The organism is Facklamia sp. P12937, from assembly GCF_050409505.1.
Taxonomy (GTDB): domain Bacteria; phylum Bacillota; class Bacilli; order Lactobacillales; family Aerococcaceae; genus Facklamia.
In genome coordinates this window covers 20,777-36,826 of the sequence record NZ_JBNUPI010000018.1, presented here as the reverse complement: position 1 = coordinate 36,826, position 16,050 = coordinate 20,777, and the positions used below count along the sequence as shown (strand labels likewise).

The window sequence follows — 16,050 nt, the reverse complement described above, 5'->3', positions numbered from 1 at the left end:
TAAACGGCCTTTAATCGAAATTTTTGAAAATTTTTGGTCATTAATTGTGATGTTTTTATCGTTTAATCCGAGTAAAGATGATATAATGTGTGACATGGGACAGCTCTCCTTTATTGTGGTTTAGTCGCTTATAATATACAGGAGATCTGTCCTTTTTGTACCCTAAAGTAAAAAATAGAGTTGAGGCCTTCGGCCATCAACCCTATAAATTATAGAACCTTTTATTTTTACATACTCGCATAAAATCAAAAGACTAGTTACTAACTCGCCTCTTACCTCAATCAGGGGTTTGTTCTTTAACTAGTCTTTTATTTTCTTCTATTATTCTTCATTCCCAGTGGTTAGCCACTATTTATAGCATCAAAACAGTATCATGAACCACTCGTACCCTTAGAGTAGTTAGTAAAATCAAGGGTTACAAAATCTCGGGACCTATTCCCACTCAATCGTTCCTGTCGGTTTTGGTGTGAAGTCATAAAGTACACGACTCACGCCTGGCACTTCGTGGGTAATGCGATCAACAATCTGTTGCATAAGATCGAATGGAATGTTTTCGACGGTTGCTGTCATTGCATCTTTGGTATTGACGGCACGCACAATAACTGGCCAATCGTAAGTACGCTTACCGTCTTTGATACCAGTTGATTTAAAATCAGGTACCACGGTAAAATACTGCCATACTTTTTCAGCCAGACCGTTCTTAGCAAATTCTTCGCGTAAAATTGCATCTGATTCTCTGACTGCTTCTAAACGGTCACGAGTAATTTCGCCCAAACAACGAACGCCTAAACCTGGTCCTGGGAAGGGTTGACGGTAGACCATCTCATGAGGGAGTCCCAAAGTTTCACCAACTATACGCACTTCATCCTTGAAGAGAATCCGCACGGGTTCTACTAATTCAAAGTTCATGTCTTCTGGTAACCCCCCCGCATTGTGGTGGGCTTTGATGCCGTCTTCACTTTCTAAAATATCGGGCCAGATAGTTCCTTGAGCTAAGAAATCTACGCCTTCTAACTTGCGCGCTTCTTCAGCAAAAACTTCGATAAATTCATTACCGATAATCATCCGCTTTTCTTCAGGATCAGTTACGCCTTCTAATTTCGTTAAGAAGCGCTCCACACTATCTGAATAAATTAAGTTGGCATCCATTTGGTTTTTAAAGACTTCAACCACTTGTTCTGGCTCGCCTTTACGCAATAAGCCATGATTGACATGGACACAGATTAATTGTTTGCCAATGGCTTTAATTAATAATGCAGCTACTACAGAGGAATCCACGCCTCCCGATAATGCTAATAGAACTTTCTTGTCGCCTACTTGTTCTCTGATTAAGGAAATTTGTTCTTCAATAAATTTCTCAGCCATCTCTGGGCTTAAAATACGTTCCATAGCTTCAGGTCTTCTTACTTCTACCATTGTATTCCTCCTAAATTTTATCTCTTGCGTTTATTCTATCATGCTTCAGCGAATGAAAGTATGTTTTTACAAGTTTTTATTCGGAATTTATCCTTTTTGTTCGCCTTTTAAATCTATTCAGCCAAAAGATAAGTTTTAGTATTTTTTAACGTGAATATGGTCGATATAGTGATTAACCGACTTATGCAAGACCACATCCGCTCGTGAACGAGTTGGCTTAATATGTTGGATTAAGTTAGGCAAGTTGATGGTAAACCAAACATTATCTGCATAAGCGATGGCTTCTTCTCGACTCATATTACTCATTTTATGATAATAATTAGAAGAATCTGTTTTCGCCATTTGTAAGTGAACCAAGAATCGCTCAACAAACCACTTATGGATTAGTTCTTGTTCAGCATCCATATAGATCGAAAAATCAAAGAAATCACTGACATAGATTTGTTGATTGGAAGGAAGTTGCAAAACATTAATCCCTTCCACAATTAAAATGTCCGGATTATTGATGATTTGATACTGACCTTTGACAATGTCATAACATAGATGGGAATAGGTCGGTACTGAGAAAGGAGAAGTCTGCGTCTTAATATGAGTCATAAATTCTAAGAGTAAGGACATATCATAGGACTCTGGAAAACCTTTACGGTGTAGCATCCCTCTTTGTTCTAGAACCTCATTTGGATAGAGAAAACCATCGGTAGTGATTAACTCCACTTTCCGTTTAGGGAAGGTCTCACTTAGCAATTGATGGAGCAAACGAGCCGTCGTTGATTTGCCAACAGCTACTGAACCTGAAATTCCAATGATGAAAGGCACCTTGCGGTATGCAAATGGGTCCACTTCCCCCATGGCAAAAAATTCCTGTTTAGCCATATTGTATTTCATGGTATGTTGAAAATCTGCTTCAATATAATGTAATAACGGACCATAAATTTCTCTAACATCTGTTTGCGTCAAACGGTCTTGGAGCGACACTAAACTAGCCAGCTCATCAATCGGTAAAATCTCTAAATTTTCCGATTGGAAAGCTTGCCATTCTTTACGATTATAGGTGGCATAATAATCGTTCATTGCAAAATACATATCTTCCTCCTACTGAAGTCTCATAATGAATTAATACAAACTTCTTGTAATATGTGTTAAAATACTCCAATGAAACAGTATTTTTTAATGGTTAATTTGGCTCTTATTTTAGCATAAGCGCTACCATTAATATATATCTTTTACAGAAAGGAGCTAGTTCATGAACCATTCATTCGGTAAACCTCATTATTCTTTGAAATCAACTTCAAGCAAAAAAAATAAGCTGGGCCTTGGATTTGCTCATTCTAAAATTATTTTAATGGGTGAACATGCCGTGGTTTATGACTATCCGGCCATTGCCATTCCTTTCAAACCCTGTCAGGTAAAAGTCCAAGTGACACCTTCTGCTTACGCTTATTCAACCATTGACTGTCCTTATTATAAGGGAGCTTTTGAACAAGCACCGGATCATTTAAATAATTTAAAGATGGCTTTAAAACTAACCTTAGACTCCAAACAACTACCCAAAAGACCACTTCATATTGAAATTCTATCTGAAATACCACAAGAGCGTGGTATGGGATCTTCAGCAGCTGTTTCTGTGGCTTTAATTCGAGCAGTTTGTGACTATTATGGTAAGACCATCAAGGATTATCACTTACGCATGATTACAAATGAAGCAGAAGTGATTGCCCATCAATCAACATCGGGGATAGATACCCTAGTAACTTCTTCCAATCGATCTATTATATACTGTAAGAGTCAGCAAGCTCGTGATTTTGATTTGGACTTAGAAGCTTATCTAGTAGTGGCTGATTCCGGTCAAGTTGGCCAGACCAAATTAGCTGTCAATCACGTTGCCCAACTAAGACAAAGTAAGGCTAGCTTTGTTAATGGCGCTATGGAAACGATTGGGTTTTTTGTGCGTCAAGCCTTCCTAGCGATTCGTAAAAAAGATCCACTTGAACTGGGTCGTTTAATGACTTACAACCACTATTATCTCAACCAATTAGGTGTTTCCAACCCTTCCCTTGACCACATCGTCAATGCCGCTTGGTTAGCTGGCGCTTTAGGAGCTAAATTAACCGGTGGTGGCATGGGCGGTTGCGTGATTGCCTTGGCTAAAGATCAAACTCATGCCCAAATGATTGCTGAATCGATGGAACAAGCCGGTGCAGAAAAAACATGGCTACTTAACCTTTCAAAAGCAGAACAAGCAAAGGAGTCACATCATGACTAAAGATTTTATTGCTAATTTTCAAGCCCATACTAATATTGCTTTAATCAAGTATTGGGGCAAACGCAATCAAGACTTGATGTTGCCAGTTACCTCTAGCCTTTCTTTAACGCTAGAGGCTTTTTATACGCAAACACAAGTGCATTTTTCTAAGAGTTATGACGAGGATCAATTTATCCTAAATGATCAAACTCAATCTATCCAAGAGCGGCAAAAGATTTCGCGCTTTTTAGACCCGTTTCGTCAAATCAAGAACACGGATTTAAAAGCACGAGTAATTAGTTACAACCACGTCCCCACTGCAGCGGGTCTAGCTTCATCGGCCTCAGCCTTTGCTGCTTTAGCCTGTGCCTGTAATGAGGCCTTAAATCTCAATCTATCTCAAGAAGAACTTTCAATCATGGCCCGCTTTGGTTCAGGCTCTGCCTCTCGCTCTTTATTTGGCGGCTTTGTGGAATGGGAAAAAGGACAAGGTGAGGACTCTCAATCGAGTTTTGCTCGTGCTTTTGATGATGCCGATTGGGACATTGGCATGATTGCTTTAGTAGTCAATCATAAGGCTAAAAAGTTTTCCAGCCGTCAAGCCATGCAACACACCATTGAAACTTCCCCTTTCTACGCTTTATGGGCAGAGGAAGTAGCTAAAGATTTAGCATTAATTAAGGCAGCCATTAAGGCTAGAGATATTCAAAAAATCGGTCAAATCGCTGAACATAATGCCATGAAGATGCACGCAACCATGTTGGCAGCTAATCCAAGCTTTAGCTACTTTCAAGCGGAATCCTTAAAGGCCATGGAAGCCGTTCGCCAACTGAGAAAGACTGGCTTAACTGCCTACTTTACCATGGATGCGGGACCGAATGTTAAAATCATCTGTCCCTACAGTCAAATTCCTGCCATTCAAGAAAAGTTGAGGCAAGACTTTCACCCGCAAACAATTATTGTCTCTCGCCCCGGACCTCAACCCTTCTCAATTCCGCTTATTAATCATTAGGAGGATCGTCATGAATCCTAGGCATTGCCTTCAATCATCACAAACTCAAACCATAAAAATCCCTGGCAAACTCTATATTGCTGGTGAATACGCTGTTTTGGCGCCTAAGCAAGCAGCTATCTTGATTGCGGTCGACCAGTACCTTGAGCTGACAATCCGTCAAAGGACTAAGAAAGGCTGGCTGATTGAAAACCATCAAGGAGGCTATGCGCCCCTTTGCTTAGAAACAGATGATTCGCACTTGAGAGTTGCAGAAGACTATTCCCTAGAAGAAGATCAACTGGACCAGTGGCGTTACGTGATAGAAGCAGCTAAGGTGACCCACACCTTCTTACAAGAATCGAACTTTAATAGTCGAAACTTTCATTTACACATTCGATCACAACTATTAAGTGACTCGGGTAAAAAATACGGTCTAGGCTCTAGCGGTGCCGTAACAGTCGGTACCATCCAAGCTATACTTAACTTTCACAAAATCAAGCTTTCAGCTGAGAGGCTCTACCGCCTAGCCGTTATCAGTCAACTGCGTCTAGGAGCTTCTGGTAGCTTTGGCGATATCGCTGCTAACGCTTTTGGTGGTTGGACCTATTATATGGCACCTGATCGCAAGCTTTTAAAAGAAATGATCGCTAACGCTCCTTCGATTACGGCTTTATTAAAGCAAGAATGGCCAGATTTAATAATTGAAAACTTAGCCGTTTCTAAAGACTTGCAAGTCCTGATTGGCTGGACTCAGCATACGGCTTCTACCGACAATTTGGTCAAACAATTAAAAGACCAAATATCTGCTCAGCCACAAGCTTTCCAAGCCTTTATAGATCAAGCCCCTGCAGTCGTTCGTCAATTAAAAGATGGACTAATTAATAATCAAGCAGACCTGATCCAACAAGCCATCAGTAATTACCGTAACTTACTACTTGGCTTAGGTAAGGCTTATAACCTATCCATTGAAACGGCTGCTTTAAATCAGCTGATTGAAATTGGTAATCAACATGGCTATGCTAGCAAGAGTTCAGGGGCTGGTGGTGGAGATTGCGGTATTGCCTTAGGTTATGATATAAATACCAAGGAGAGCATTCTCAAGCAATGGAAAGTTCAAGGAATTGTGCCCCTAAATCTTCAAGTGGCCCCACAATCAAGCTCAGAAAGGATTGAATAGATAATGACTTCTTCTTTATCGACCAATCGTAAAGATGACCACCTGCGTTATGCTTTAGACCAACAAAAGACTAGAAAAAATAATTCCTTTGATGACGTCCGTTTTGTCCACCATTCACTGGGTCGTCTTCATATCCATCAAATTGATTTATCCACTCAATGGGCAGGTAAAAAACATTCTTTACCTTTTTATATAAATGCTATGACAGGTGGCAGTCCTAAAACAAAAAGTTACAATCAGCATTTAGCCCAAGTTGCTGCAAGTACTGGTTTAACCATGGCGGTCGGCTCTATTTCAGCTGCCCTTAAAGACCCTCAAGTGGCTGATTCCTTTACCATTATTCGTCAAATGAATCCCCAAGGCTTTATCTTAGCCAACCTGGGAGCCCATCATGATCTGGAAAATGCCAAAAGAGCCGTCGACTTAGTTCAAGCCGATGCCTTACAGATTCATTTAAATACCGCTCAAGAGGTTGTAATGCCAGAGGGGGATCGTGATTTTTCAAACTGGAAAGAAAACATTCAAAAAATCGTTGATGACCTAGGGTTGCCTGTTATTGTTAAAGAAGTTGGCTTTGGTATGAGTCAAGAGACCCTTCAAGAACTAAAGGAATTAGGGGTCCAAACGGTGGACCTAGGTGGACGTGGTGGCACCAACTTTGTTCAGATTGAAAATCAGCGCAATGACCAGCTAGACTTTTCAAGCTTGACCAACTGGGGGCAAACCAGTGTAGAAGCTTTGCTAGAATCGCTGAATTTTCAAGATCAAATCAACATTTTAGCTTCGGGTGGTATCCGCGACTTTTTAGACATCGTCAAAGCTTTAGCTTTGGGCGCTAAAAGTTGTGGGATTGCAGGCAAGTTTCTGCATTCGGTGGACCAATTAGGTGTTGATGCGACCGTTGATTGGGTAGGTGATTGGGCCTCAGCCCTTAAACGAACCTTACTCCTCCTATCGTGTCAATCAATTGAAGATTTGCGCAAAACAGATTTAATTCTCAGTGGCGAAAGTTACCATTGGGCTACAGCCAGACAGCTTGATGTCAACGCTCTTGCCCAACGCAGTCGAAAAAGCGAAACTTTCAAGACTTAATTTTTTTAATGTTTATTTTTGTTAGACGCTAAGACATAAGCATGCCCATTTTAGAAGCACCTTGTGTAACATATGTTTGACAACTCTAGAGTTTTCTTAATAGTTTTTATTCGTCTAATTCCCAATATCCATTATTACCACTTCCAATATATCTTAGGTTTTCTATTTCTTTAATTCGTCTTTCAATAGTTTTTTCACTTACACCAGCTTGTTCAGCTATTTCTTTTCTTGTTATCTTATTGTTAGCTCTTATCTTATCTATAATAAAGTCTATTAAATCTTCCTTGGACTGAACGACATCGTGAGCGTCACCGTGAACGACATCGTGAGCGTCACCGTGAACGACAGTCTCCCCACCCACTTTTTTCGTGGCAATTTCCTTAAGAGGAATGATGGTTTTAAAAATATCTCCTTCTTCAAAAACAGGTTCGGCTCCTGAATAAAGTTTTGCGTATTTATAGGTGTTTCTCATACCAGAGCCTAGTTCATCAGCAATTCCAATTTCTCGAAAGACTTTTGATATAGGTGGGTTTTTTGGAAAGGGTTTAAATCTTTTTATATCCAAAATACCTAAACCATGGGCTAGATTACTATTTTCAACTAAGATTTTTTCATCATCTATAATCATCTTGGCTGGAAAGCCACTAGAATAATCCCTATGGGCTAGGGTGTTGGATATTATCTCCCTTAAAATCATATCTCTTGCATTAACATTTAAAGTCCCGTCTAGAACAAATAAATCATTTAGATGTTTTTGCCCAAAGGCTAAAAGTCGATCATAGGAATCAATGAGGTTGGTTATCACCACATCTCGATCATCATAACGGTCTTTATTTACAACTCGAAAGATGGCATCTGTCTTATGTTGAGGTAAAACAGACATAATAGTAGAATCCTTCCCAAATAAAAGGATTCCTGCCAAAGTAATCCCCTCTTGGTTACTTTCAGGGTCAAGCAAGATTAAATTGGTGCTTCTTAAGAGTTCTTCATTATCCATGGTATCCCATAGGTGGTTTTGATTACGACTTAGGGCTTTTGTCCTAGCCTTGTTTATGACTTCTTCATCTAAATGCTCTAAACCTATCTTGGGATAGACCTTATTTACAAAATAAGACCCTTGCTTTCTAGCATAGAGTTTGTAAACCTGTTCTGACTGGTCTGTGATGTTGATATCTCCTTCATGTGACCTGTCCCAAATTCGCCCATTATGCCTACATACTTGAGAGCCTATTGGTACTCTGATATAAATTAAGGTCTTACCATCGATATCCATTGTTTTGGGAACTAAATAAAGGGGTGGATTTGTTTTTTGAGGATTATTGATGGCAGTCGTAAAATCCTTGATGATCTTATCAACTTTTCCTGGATTGACACCAATCATTTCTCGATTATCTTTTACCCCTAAGATGATGTAACCACCATCTCGGTTATTAAAGGCACAGACAGAGTTAAAGACATCCTTATTCAAGTCATTTTTAGCTTCCTTGAATTCAACATTTATGGTTTCTCCCTTATGAATTAGTTCTAGTATCTCATCAGGACTCATCTTCTTCCCCTCTGCTTTCTTCTTTTATCATATTTTCTTCATAGGCTAACAAATAATCCTTAGAGTTTATTATTTGAACCTTTCCTTGATTGACTAGAAAGCTAACTCGATCACCAGGAGCAATTCCCATAAGATCCCTTACTGCCTTTGGAATCGTCACCTGTCCCTTAGCCATTACCTTTGCATTTTCAATAAAATTATCCATTAGATCCCTCCTACTTTTCCTACTTTTAATTATACTGAATATATAACAAAAAAAACAAGAAGGTCTTATTGTTCATTAGCTTTATTTTTTCTTGTTTAACTATCTCATTTACTATGACTTCCAATACATCTACCACAATTGAATTACCAGCTTGTTTATATAAAATACTTGAAGTGCATTTTTTCTTCTTGGATGGGTCTTTTCAAGTATATCTATATCCTTATCATCAAATCCCATTAATCTTAAACATTCTCTTTCTGTTAAATACCTAAATTTTCCCTCCTATCCTTTTCATCATTTATTATAGAGGATAGTGGGACATTTTGATTTGTGTTCTCTTGAGACATTATCATTTACGTTTAACATAATTTTTTAAATGTTTATTTTCCTATTGACAATTCCTTTGATTCATTTTATACTCTTAACAATTTGAAACGATCGCTTTAAACATGTTCAGAGAAGCATGAAAGAAGATCCACACCCTGAGTATGCCTTTGGGCATGCTTTTATGGATATATCTTTTATGCCTAACCGAATATGTGGTTAGGCGTTTTTTATTAGAAAGGTGGACTTTATGGAACTCAATCCTCAACTACCCATTATTGCGCTTGATTTTGCCAGTGATCAAGAAATCTTAGACTTTTTAAAGCTTTTACCCCAAGGTCCCCATAATATAAAAATAGGCATGGAAGTTTTCTATTTGGGAGGCCCTCAACTTTTAGAAACCATTTCCAGTCAGGGTCATGCTGTTTTTCTTGACCTTAAACTCCATGACATCCCTAACACCGTGATGAGATCCATGCGAATTCTCGCTCAATTGGGTGTAGCCATGGTTAATGTCCATGCGGCAGGTGGACTTAAAATGATGGAAGCAGCCAAAGAAGGTCTGATACAAGGGACACCTTCTGGTCAAAAAGAACCCCTTTTGATTGCAGTCACTCAACTGACTTCTACTTCTAACCAACAAGTGGAAGAAGAACAACTGATTACTGCCGGTTTAGAAACTTCAACCTTACACTATGCCAAATTAAGTCACCAAGCAGGCCTTGACGGTGTAGTTTGCTCACCCCATGAAGCTAAGGCGATCAAAGAGGTCACTCATACTAACTTCCTAACGGTTACACCAGGAATACGCCCACAAACGATAAATTGTACGGATGACCAGCACCGTATCGCTGATGTCCAAACTGCTGTTAAAAATCTCAGTGATTATCTCGTGATTGGTCGTCCAATTACCCAGGCAGATAATCCAAAAGCGGCTTACATGGACATAGTTGAAAAAATAGCTGAAGCACAAAAATTATTAAAATAGGAGGTCATCATGGAAAACGTTCATCAAACCAGCAGTAAAGAAAAGATTGCTAATATCCTCTTGGATATTGAAGCAGTTAAAATCAGCTTAGATCCCCCTTTTACCTGGTCAAGCGGTTTAAAATCACCCATTTATTGTGATAACCGCCTAATTATTAGCCATCCGCAAAGCCGGCAGCTTTTAATTGAAGCTATGGTAGCAGCCGTTAAAGAAAACTTTGCACAGGTCGAAGTGATCGCGGGTACAGCTACTGCTGGTATTCCTCACGCTGCTTTCTTGGCACAAGAATTAAACTTACCAATGATTTATGTGCGGTCTAGTCCTAAAGGACACGGCATGCACAATCAAATTGAAGGCCACTTAAATCCAGGACAAAAAGTCCTAATGATTGAAGACTTGATTTCAACCGGTGGGAGCGTCATTAAAGCGGCTCACGCCGTTCAAAATGCTGGTGGTCAAGTGATTGGGGCCCTAGCTATCTTTAATTACTTATTAGATGCCGGTCGTCAAAATTTTGCTAAAGAATCTTTCCCGCTAGTCACCTTGAGTGATTATGCCACTCTGATCGATACGGTTACCCAAAAACCTGATTTTGCAAGTCATAAGCAAAGCTTAGCCAATTGGTACAAAGATCCTCAAGCTTGGAGTCAAGCTTTTAACTAAAGTCAAAATATTAATTAAAAAAGTCCGTGAACTTTTATTAAGGAGAGTTGTTATGAAAACTATAAATTATGATCGTCGTGCCCTCATTACTTCAATGATTGCCTCTGGTTTAGATGATGTCAATGTGATGTTTTTGGCCTTTTCCCTATCCTCTATTATTGCTGATTTGAATATTTCCTCTACTCAAGCCGGTTGGATTGGAACCATTACTAACTTCGGAATGCTGTTTGGGGGACTTGTCTTTGGGGTCTTAGCAGACCGCTATAACAAATATAAAGTATTAAAATGGACCGTCGCAATTTTTTCTGCAGCCACAGCCCTTATCTTCTTTAGTCAAAGCATCAATAGCCTTTTAGCTTTACGCTTCTTAGCTGGTATTGGAGTTGGTGGTGAGTACGGTGTTGCCTTAGCAATCATGGCGGGTATTGTACCAAGCAACAAAATGGGTCGTATCTCCTCACTGAATGGTGTCATGGGACAAATCGGTTCGATTACATCCGCTGTTTTAGCCAGCTTAATTGCACCCGTCTTTGGTTGGAGAGGACTTTTCGCTCTAGGTGTTCTGCCGTTAATCTTAGTGGCTTACATGCACTTTATGATTAAAGAAGATCAAATCACTGATCGTGGTAGCCAAAAAGTCGACCGTCAACAAGCAGGTAAAATCTCTGACCTCTTCAAAACACCTGCTCTAGCCCATCAAACCATTGCTTTAATGGTGATGACTTCTGTTCAAATTGCTGGTTACTTTGGAATGATGAACTGGTTACCAACTATGATGCAAGGTAAATTAGGGATCAGCCTGGGTAACTCTAACCTTTGGATGATTACTACTATTGTAGGAATGTCGATCGGTATGTTAGTCTTCGGTTATTTTCTAGATATGTTTGGTCCACGTTTAGTTTATGGCATTTTCCTCATCCTATCAGCTATCTCGGTTTTCGCTTTTACTTATGTCCATTCTGCCTTAAGCCTTTTACTTGGCGGTGCTCTAATGGGCTTCTTTGTTAATGGAATGTTTGCCGGCTATGGCGCTATGGTTACGCGCTTATACCCCCTTCAAGTCAGAGCAGTAGCTAATAACATCATTTTAAATGTTGGTCGTGCAATCGGTGGTTTCTCTTCTCTCATCATTGGAATGATTTTAGAAAACTATGCGATGCGTGCAGTTATGTTTTTCCTAGCCAGTCTATATATTATATCCTTCTGCTTTATGATTTCGATTAAAAACCTCAAGCAAGAGAGATATCAAACCATCCATACAAACAGCCCTGCACTTGAACCAGCTAAAGTTTAAGACAATTTAGTAAAGCCCTCGACTTAAAGCGTCGAGGGCCATTAAATTTTACCAATTAAAAAGGTTCAGCCTTAAAGACTGAACCCCAAGTGGTAAATTTACTCACCAATTGTATGATAGCGTTGGAAAATTTTCTTTAAAGGGAAATATAAAACTGGCACTAAAATTGCTGTAACAAGTCCTGTAAAAAGACTGGCTGGCATGGCTGAAATCGCCATCGCAATTGCTGCAGAAGATGTGGCTCCTAAGATCATTTGATTGATAATATGCTTACCAAAGATTAATACAATCTTAGTTAATGCTCCTACGATTCCTAATGTCACAATATGACTCATACTATCCTTTTTATGGAAGAATTTATTATATATGAATGAGACCATAATCAAAACCAAGAGGTTTTCTAAAAGGGTAAAATGAACGACATAGAAATAACCATTCAAGCTATCAAAGAGGAAAAGCCCTATTAAAGCAGCAGCCGTACCACGTTTGAACCCCATTAGTAAAACTGCTAAAATCACCAAGGCATTCCCTGGATGAACAAAAGAATTAGAGATGGCGGATGGCATCGGGACACGGATAAAGGTAATCGCAGCGATGATTAAAGCAGCATAAATCCCGATTTGAACATACTTAAACGTTTTGTTATTTGACATAGTAACTTCCTTCTTCTTGCGTATTTTAATCAATTGTTTTATAAATTAAAGGTAATTCTTTGGCTGTATCAGCGATTTGAATAGCTTGGTCTAGTCGCTTCAAGCAGTCATCAATATCTTCCCGATTGGAATGGATGATTGCGAGTGGATCTCCTTCTTGAACAGGATCTCCTACCTTAGCTTTTAAGACAATGCCTACTACTGGATCAATTTCATCTTCTTTAACCGCACGACCCGCTCCTAAAACCATCGCTGCTTCACCCACTAAATCGGCTACCCAGTGACTAACTACACCTGATTTTTTAGCTAAATACGGAATTTGATACTTGGCTTTACCTAATTGTTCCGGATTATCAATGAATGAAGCATCTCCTCCTTGAATCTCAATAAATTCACGGAATTTTTCTAAGGCTGCTCCTGAGTCAATCTGCGCTTGCAACATTTCAATACCTTCTGGCAAACTTTTTACTTTCTCAGCAGACAAGAGCATTTGTGCTCCAAGATTCAGACAAAGCTCCGTTAGATCTTGCGGACCTTTACCTTTTAAGGTTTCCACAGCTTCATTGACCTCTAAGGTATTACCAATTGCAAAGCCTAATGGCTGATCCATATTAGATAAGATGGCTACTGTTTTACGACCTAAATGATTGCCTATTTCAACCATGGTGTTGGCCAACTCTTCGGCCATCTCGATTGTCTTCATAAAGGCGCCATCGCCTACTTTTACATCTAGGACAATTGCATCAGCACCCGAAGCAATTTTCTTAGACATAATGGAAGAAGCAATTAAAGGAATAGACTGGACAGTAGAAGTGACATCTCTTAAAGCATACAGCTTTTTATCAGCTGGGGTTAAATCGCCAGTTTGTCCGACCACGGCCACTTGGTGTTGGTTTACTTGAGCAATAAAGGCGGCTTCAGCGATTTCAAAATTAAAGCCCTTGATTGTTTCAAGTTTATCCAGCGTACCGCCCGTATGGCCTAAACCACGCCCTGACATCTTAGCCACCGGAACACCACAAGAAGCTACTAAGGGAGCTAGGACTAGAGTGGTTGTATCTCCAACACCTCCGGTCGAATGTTTATCTACTTTGATGCCTTTGATAGCAGAGAGATCGATCTGATCGCCTGATTCAACCATAGCCATGGTCAAATAACTAACTTCTTTAGCATTCATGCCATTAAAGTAAACTGCCATATTCAAGGCGGCCATTTGGTAATCAGGAATTTCTCCCTTAGTAAATCCGTTAATAATATATTGGATTTCAGCTTGGGTCAATGCTTGATTTTCTTGTTTTTTATGGATTAAATCTACCATTCTCATACTTCATCATCCTTAATATTGTCTAATTTACTTCACCACTACGTTCGATTTTAATAATTTCTCCATCAGCTTGAGCAACCAGAATGATATCGGCATAATTTAAGAAAAGGCCATGCTCAACTACTCCAACCTTAGACTTAATCTCGGCTGCCAACACTTGGGGATTAGGAATCTCTTCTAAATGGAGGTCAATGATATAATTGCCGGAATCGGTAATGAAAAGCCTGTCATCTTCAATTTTTCTAAAGCTTGGTTTCATCCCAGCGCTTTTAAAAGCATCATAAACTTTCCATGAGCCAAAGCGAACTACTTCTACTGGAAGAGGAAATTTCCCTAATTGGTTAACTAATTTACTCTCATCCATAATCCAAATAATCTTATCACTGTTTTCAGCAATAATTTTTTCATGCAAAAGCGCACCACCACCGCCTTTAATACCGGCGAATTGACGAGTTGTTTCGTCCGCTCCATCTACTAACAGATCGATGCGATTGACATCTTCAATTTCTTTTAAGGGTAAGCCTAATTTTAAAGCCTGTTCAGAAGAGCGATCAGAAGTAGAGACTGTTAAAATATTATCGAGTTCTCCTGCTTGGAAACGGCGTCCTAGCTCTTCAATAAACCAATATGCCGTTGAGCCAGTCCCTAATCCGACCACCATACCATCTTCAACATAAGAGGCTGCATATTTGCCCACTCGTTTTTTTGCTTCTTCCATCTTATTCGATTCCTCCATTATCCAATGTATTGTGCAATTTCACGTATATACTCTACCATATTCGCTATTTGCTTTAAATCCTCTTTTTCAGCCGTTCCTCCATGATAATCCAACAAATGCCATTCCTCGGGGCCCAAAATCACATCATCCAGGCTAGTGCCTGGTTGACGCTTCATTCTTTTGGAAGCTAAGTACATTAAAGAAAAACGCTTAGAGGCAATTCGACCACGATAATGAAAGGTTGCTAATTGTTGATAGACTCTAGCTGTAAAGGTTTCTTTTAATAGTTTCGTAAAGTTGGTAAGATTTGGGGTAGAAATGCCCACAGTGAATAAGACCCAACTCGGTTCGCGGTAGCGATTCATCAACTGATTAATCAAAGTCGACTTAAAAATCCTTCCGGAGAAAACAAAGGTGCCTACAATAATTAAATCATAGTGGTTCAAAGTAGTTCGATCAACCTCACTTAAAGCTACCATCGGAAAGTCAAAGACTCTTTGGAGGGCTCTAGCATAAATTAAGGTAGATCCATAAGGTGATTCATAAATAATTAAACTTTTCATATATTCCCCCCTCTATACCTATTACTTTAGCTATTATAGCACAGTTTAAGACAATGTGTTAATCGCTTACAAGATTATATTAATGATTCTTTCGCATCTTTCCTCATTTTTGATATACTAGAATTATTAATCCGATAAAGGAGGCAATTGAATGCCACAAACAATCCACTTAGAGTGTCCAGTATGCCAAGCTAAGCAGGAACATATCATCGAAACTGCTATCAATAGTCAAAAACACCCCGAATTAAAACAACAACTATTAGAAGGTCAGCTTCTAGCCTTTGAATGCGATCAATGTGGGGCCAAAAGACAAATAGAAACTCAAATTCTCTATCATGATCCAAAACTCAAGCTTTTGATATATTTAGCACCTAATTTTAAAGAAAATCGCGAAAAAATATTAAAAGGTCTTAGCTTAATGACAGCTGAGGAAGGGATTGATATTAGTGATTATCATTTAAGAGTTGTAACTTCAGCCCCTCAACTGATTGAAAAAATCCAGATTTTTGATCGAGGATTTAATGATCAGGTAATGGAAGTTGTAAAAGTATTAACGGATGGCCTATTTGCTCAACAGGAACCGAATCGAAAAGTACTTAACCGCTTCTTTATTCACAAAGATAATCAAGATAAATTCCTTTATCTTACAGAAGATGAGCAGCTTATGGTTGATTACCATCCATCGCTTACAGACTTCATTCTTGATAAGTTTGCTAAAGAATTAAAAAACGATTATCTCGGGCAATTTATTATGGTGGACTATGAATGGGCAAGCAATATTGCCAATCACCAACCCGGACCAGGTCAGCCAATGTTAGATGAAGAATAGGTCTTATCACCATTCCCCAACA

The 16,050-nt window shown here is 39.2% G+C and carries 15 protein-coding genes and 2 pseudogenes; 8 read left to right on the top strand and 9 right to left on the bottom strand.

Translation table 11 applies throughout. From position 1 onward, the window contains the following. Nucleotides 1-432 precede the first annotated feature (432 nt). Both guaA and coaA read right to left on the bottom strand, forming a co-directional pair. Nucleotides 433-1,359: pseudogene (gene guaA / locus ACQV2R_RS07310) on the bottom strand (glutamine-hydrolyzing GMP synthase); the annotation flags it as partial. Nucleotides 1,360-1,551: 192 nt separating this feature from the next. Then, entirely contained in the window at nt 1,552-2,499 is a 948-nt protein-coding gene (coaA, locus tag ACQV2R_RS07305) for a type I pantothenate kinase (protein WP_428873339.1), read from the bottom strand. Nucleotides 2,500-2,659: 160 nt separating this feature from the next. Here coaA and mvk point away from each other — a divergent pair, with 160 nt between their 5' ends. Genes mvk through fni form a run of 4 tightly spaced genes read left to right on the top strand, consistent with a single transcriptional unit; the run spans nt 2,660 to nt 6,921 of the window. Continuing rightward, nucleotides 2,660-3,679 carry a mevalonate kinase gene (gene mvk, locus ACQV2R_RS07300; RefSeq protein ID WP_428873337.1) on the top strand — a complete coding sequence of 340 codons (1,020 nt, stop codon included), beginning with the start codon at nt 2,660-2,662 and terminating at the stop codon, nt 3,677-3,679. Then, complete coding sequence (gene mvaD / locus ACQV2R_RS07295) at nt 3,672-4,670, top strand: diphosphomevalonate decarboxylase (RefSeq protein ID WP_428876170.1); 999 nt, start codon at nt 3,672-3,674, stop codon at nt 4,668-4,670. Before mvk ends, mvaD begins: the two co-directional genes overlap by 8 nt. 10 nt (nt 4,671-4,680) lie before the next feature. Then, nucleotides 4,681-5,829 (top strand): phosphomevalonate kinase, encoded by a 1,149-nt coding sequence (locus ACQV2R_RS07290; RefSeq protein WP_428892028.1) that lies wholly within the window; start codon nt 4,681-4,683, stop codon nt 5,827-5,829. Between the two features lie 3 nt (nt 5,830-5,832). Next, on the top strand, nt 5,833-6,921 hold the full coding sequence (fni, locus tag ACQV2R_RS07285) for a type 2 isopentenyl-diphosphate Delta-isomerase (RefSeq protein ID WP_428873334.1): 1,089 nt from the start codon (nt 5,833-5,835) through the stop codon (nt 6,919-6,921). A gap of 106 nt (nt 6,922-7,027) precedes the next feature. On the opposite strand, the gene ACQV2R_RS07280 is transcribed toward fni, so the two are convergent. From ACQV2R_RS07280 to ACQV2R_RS07270, 3 genes and pseudogenes are all read right to left on the bottom strand, one after another. Next, nucleotides 7,028-8,467 carry an RNA-binding domain-containing protein gene (locus ACQV2R_RS07280; RefSeq protein WP_428892026.1) on the bottom strand — a complete coding sequence of 480 codons (1,440 nt, stop codon included), beginning with the start codon at nt 8,465-8,467 and terminating at the stop codon, nt 7,028-7,030. Next, complete coding sequence (locus tag ACQV2R_RS07275; RefSeq protein ID WP_428873331.1) at nt 8,457-8,672, bottom strand: AbrB/MazE/SpoVT family DNA-binding domain-containing protein; 216 nt, start codon at nt 8,670-8,672, stop codon at nt 8,457-8,459. The genes ACQV2R_RS07280 and ACQV2R_RS07275 overlap by 11 nt, the downstream gene beginning before the upstream one ends. A gap of 25 nt (nt 8,673-8,697) precedes the next feature. Continuing rightward, nucleotides 8,698-8,951, bottom strand: a pseudogene (locus tag ACQV2R_RS07270) (DNA cytosine methyltransferase); the annotation flags it as partial. 295 nt (nt 8,952-9,246) lie between these two features. Here ACQV2R_RS07270 and pyrF point away from each other — a divergent pair. The 3 genes from pyrF to ACQV2R_RS07255 are packed head-to-tail and all read left to right on the top strand — an operon-like array spanning nt 9,247 to nt 11,941. Next, nucleotides 9,247-9,984 (top strand): orotidine-5'-phosphate decarboxylase, encoded by a 738-nt coding sequence (pyrF, locus tag ACQV2R_RS07265; protein WP_428876586.1) that lies wholly within the window; start codon nt 9,247-9,249, stop codon nt 9,982-9,984. A gap of 9 nt (nt 9,985-9,993) precedes the next feature. Continuing rightward, the gene (pyrE, locus tag ACQV2R_RS07260) at nt 9,994-10,647 is read left to right on the top strand and encodes an orotate phosphoribosyltransferase (RefSeq protein ID WP_428873329.1); all 654 of its coding nucleotides are present in this window, start codon (nt 9,994-9,996) and stop codon (nt 10,645-10,647) included. 52 nt (nt 10,648-10,699) lie between these two features. Next, nucleotides 10,700-11,941 carry an MFS transporter gene (locus tag ACQV2R_RS07255; protein ID WP_428876584.1) on the top strand — a complete coding sequence of 414 codons (1,242 nt, stop codon included), beginning with the start codon at nt 10,700-10,702 and terminating at the stop codon, nt 11,939-11,941. A gap of 98 nt (nt 11,942-12,039) precedes the next feature. Here ACQV2R_RS07255 and ACQV2R_RS07250 read toward each other — a convergent pair whose 3' ends face one another. The 4 genes from ACQV2R_RS07250 to ACQV2R_RS07235 are packed head-to-tail and all read right to left on the bottom strand — an operon-like array spanning nt 12,040 to nt 15,199. Beyond that, nucleotides 12,040-12,594 (bottom strand): ECF transporter S component, encoded by a 555-nt coding sequence (locus tag ACQV2R_RS07250; protein WP_428875110.1) that lies wholly within the window; start codon nt 12,592-12,594, stop codon nt 12,040-12,042. 25 nt (nt 12,595-12,619) lie between these two features. Beyond that, nucleotides 12,620-13,918 (bottom strand): pyrimidine-nucleoside phosphorylase, encoded by a 1,299-nt coding sequence (locus tag ACQV2R_RS07245; RefSeq protein WP_428875108.1) that lies wholly within the window; start codon nt 13,916-13,918, stop codon nt 12,620-12,622. A gap of 22 nt (nt 13,919-13,940) precedes the next feature. Further along, the gene (gene rpiA / locus ACQV2R_RS07240) at nt 13,941-14,636 is read right to left on the bottom strand and encodes a ribose-5-phosphate isomerase RpiA (RefSeq protein WP_428892024.1); all 696 of its coding nucleotides are present in this window, start codon (nt 14,634-14,636) and stop codon (nt 13,941-13,943) included. A gap of 17 nt (nt 14,637-14,653) precedes the next feature. Beyond that, nucleotides 14,654-15,199 carry a flavodoxin domain-containing protein gene (locus tag ACQV2R_RS07235; protein WP_428892022.1) on the bottom strand — a complete coding sequence of 182 codons (546 nt, stop codon included), beginning with the start codon at nt 15,197-15,199 and terminating at the stop codon, nt 14,654-14,656. 151 nt (nt 15,200-15,350) lie between these two features. Here ACQV2R_RS07235 and ACQV2R_RS07230 point away from each other — a divergent pair, with 151 nt between their 5' ends. Continuing rightward, nucleotides 15,351-16,028, top strand: coding sequence for a CpXC domain-containing protein (locus ACQV2R_RS07230; RefSeq protein ID WP_428873321.1), 678 nt, complete (start codon nt 15,351-15,353; stop codon nt 16,026-16,028). Nucleotides 16,029-16,050: the final 22 nt, after the last annotated feature.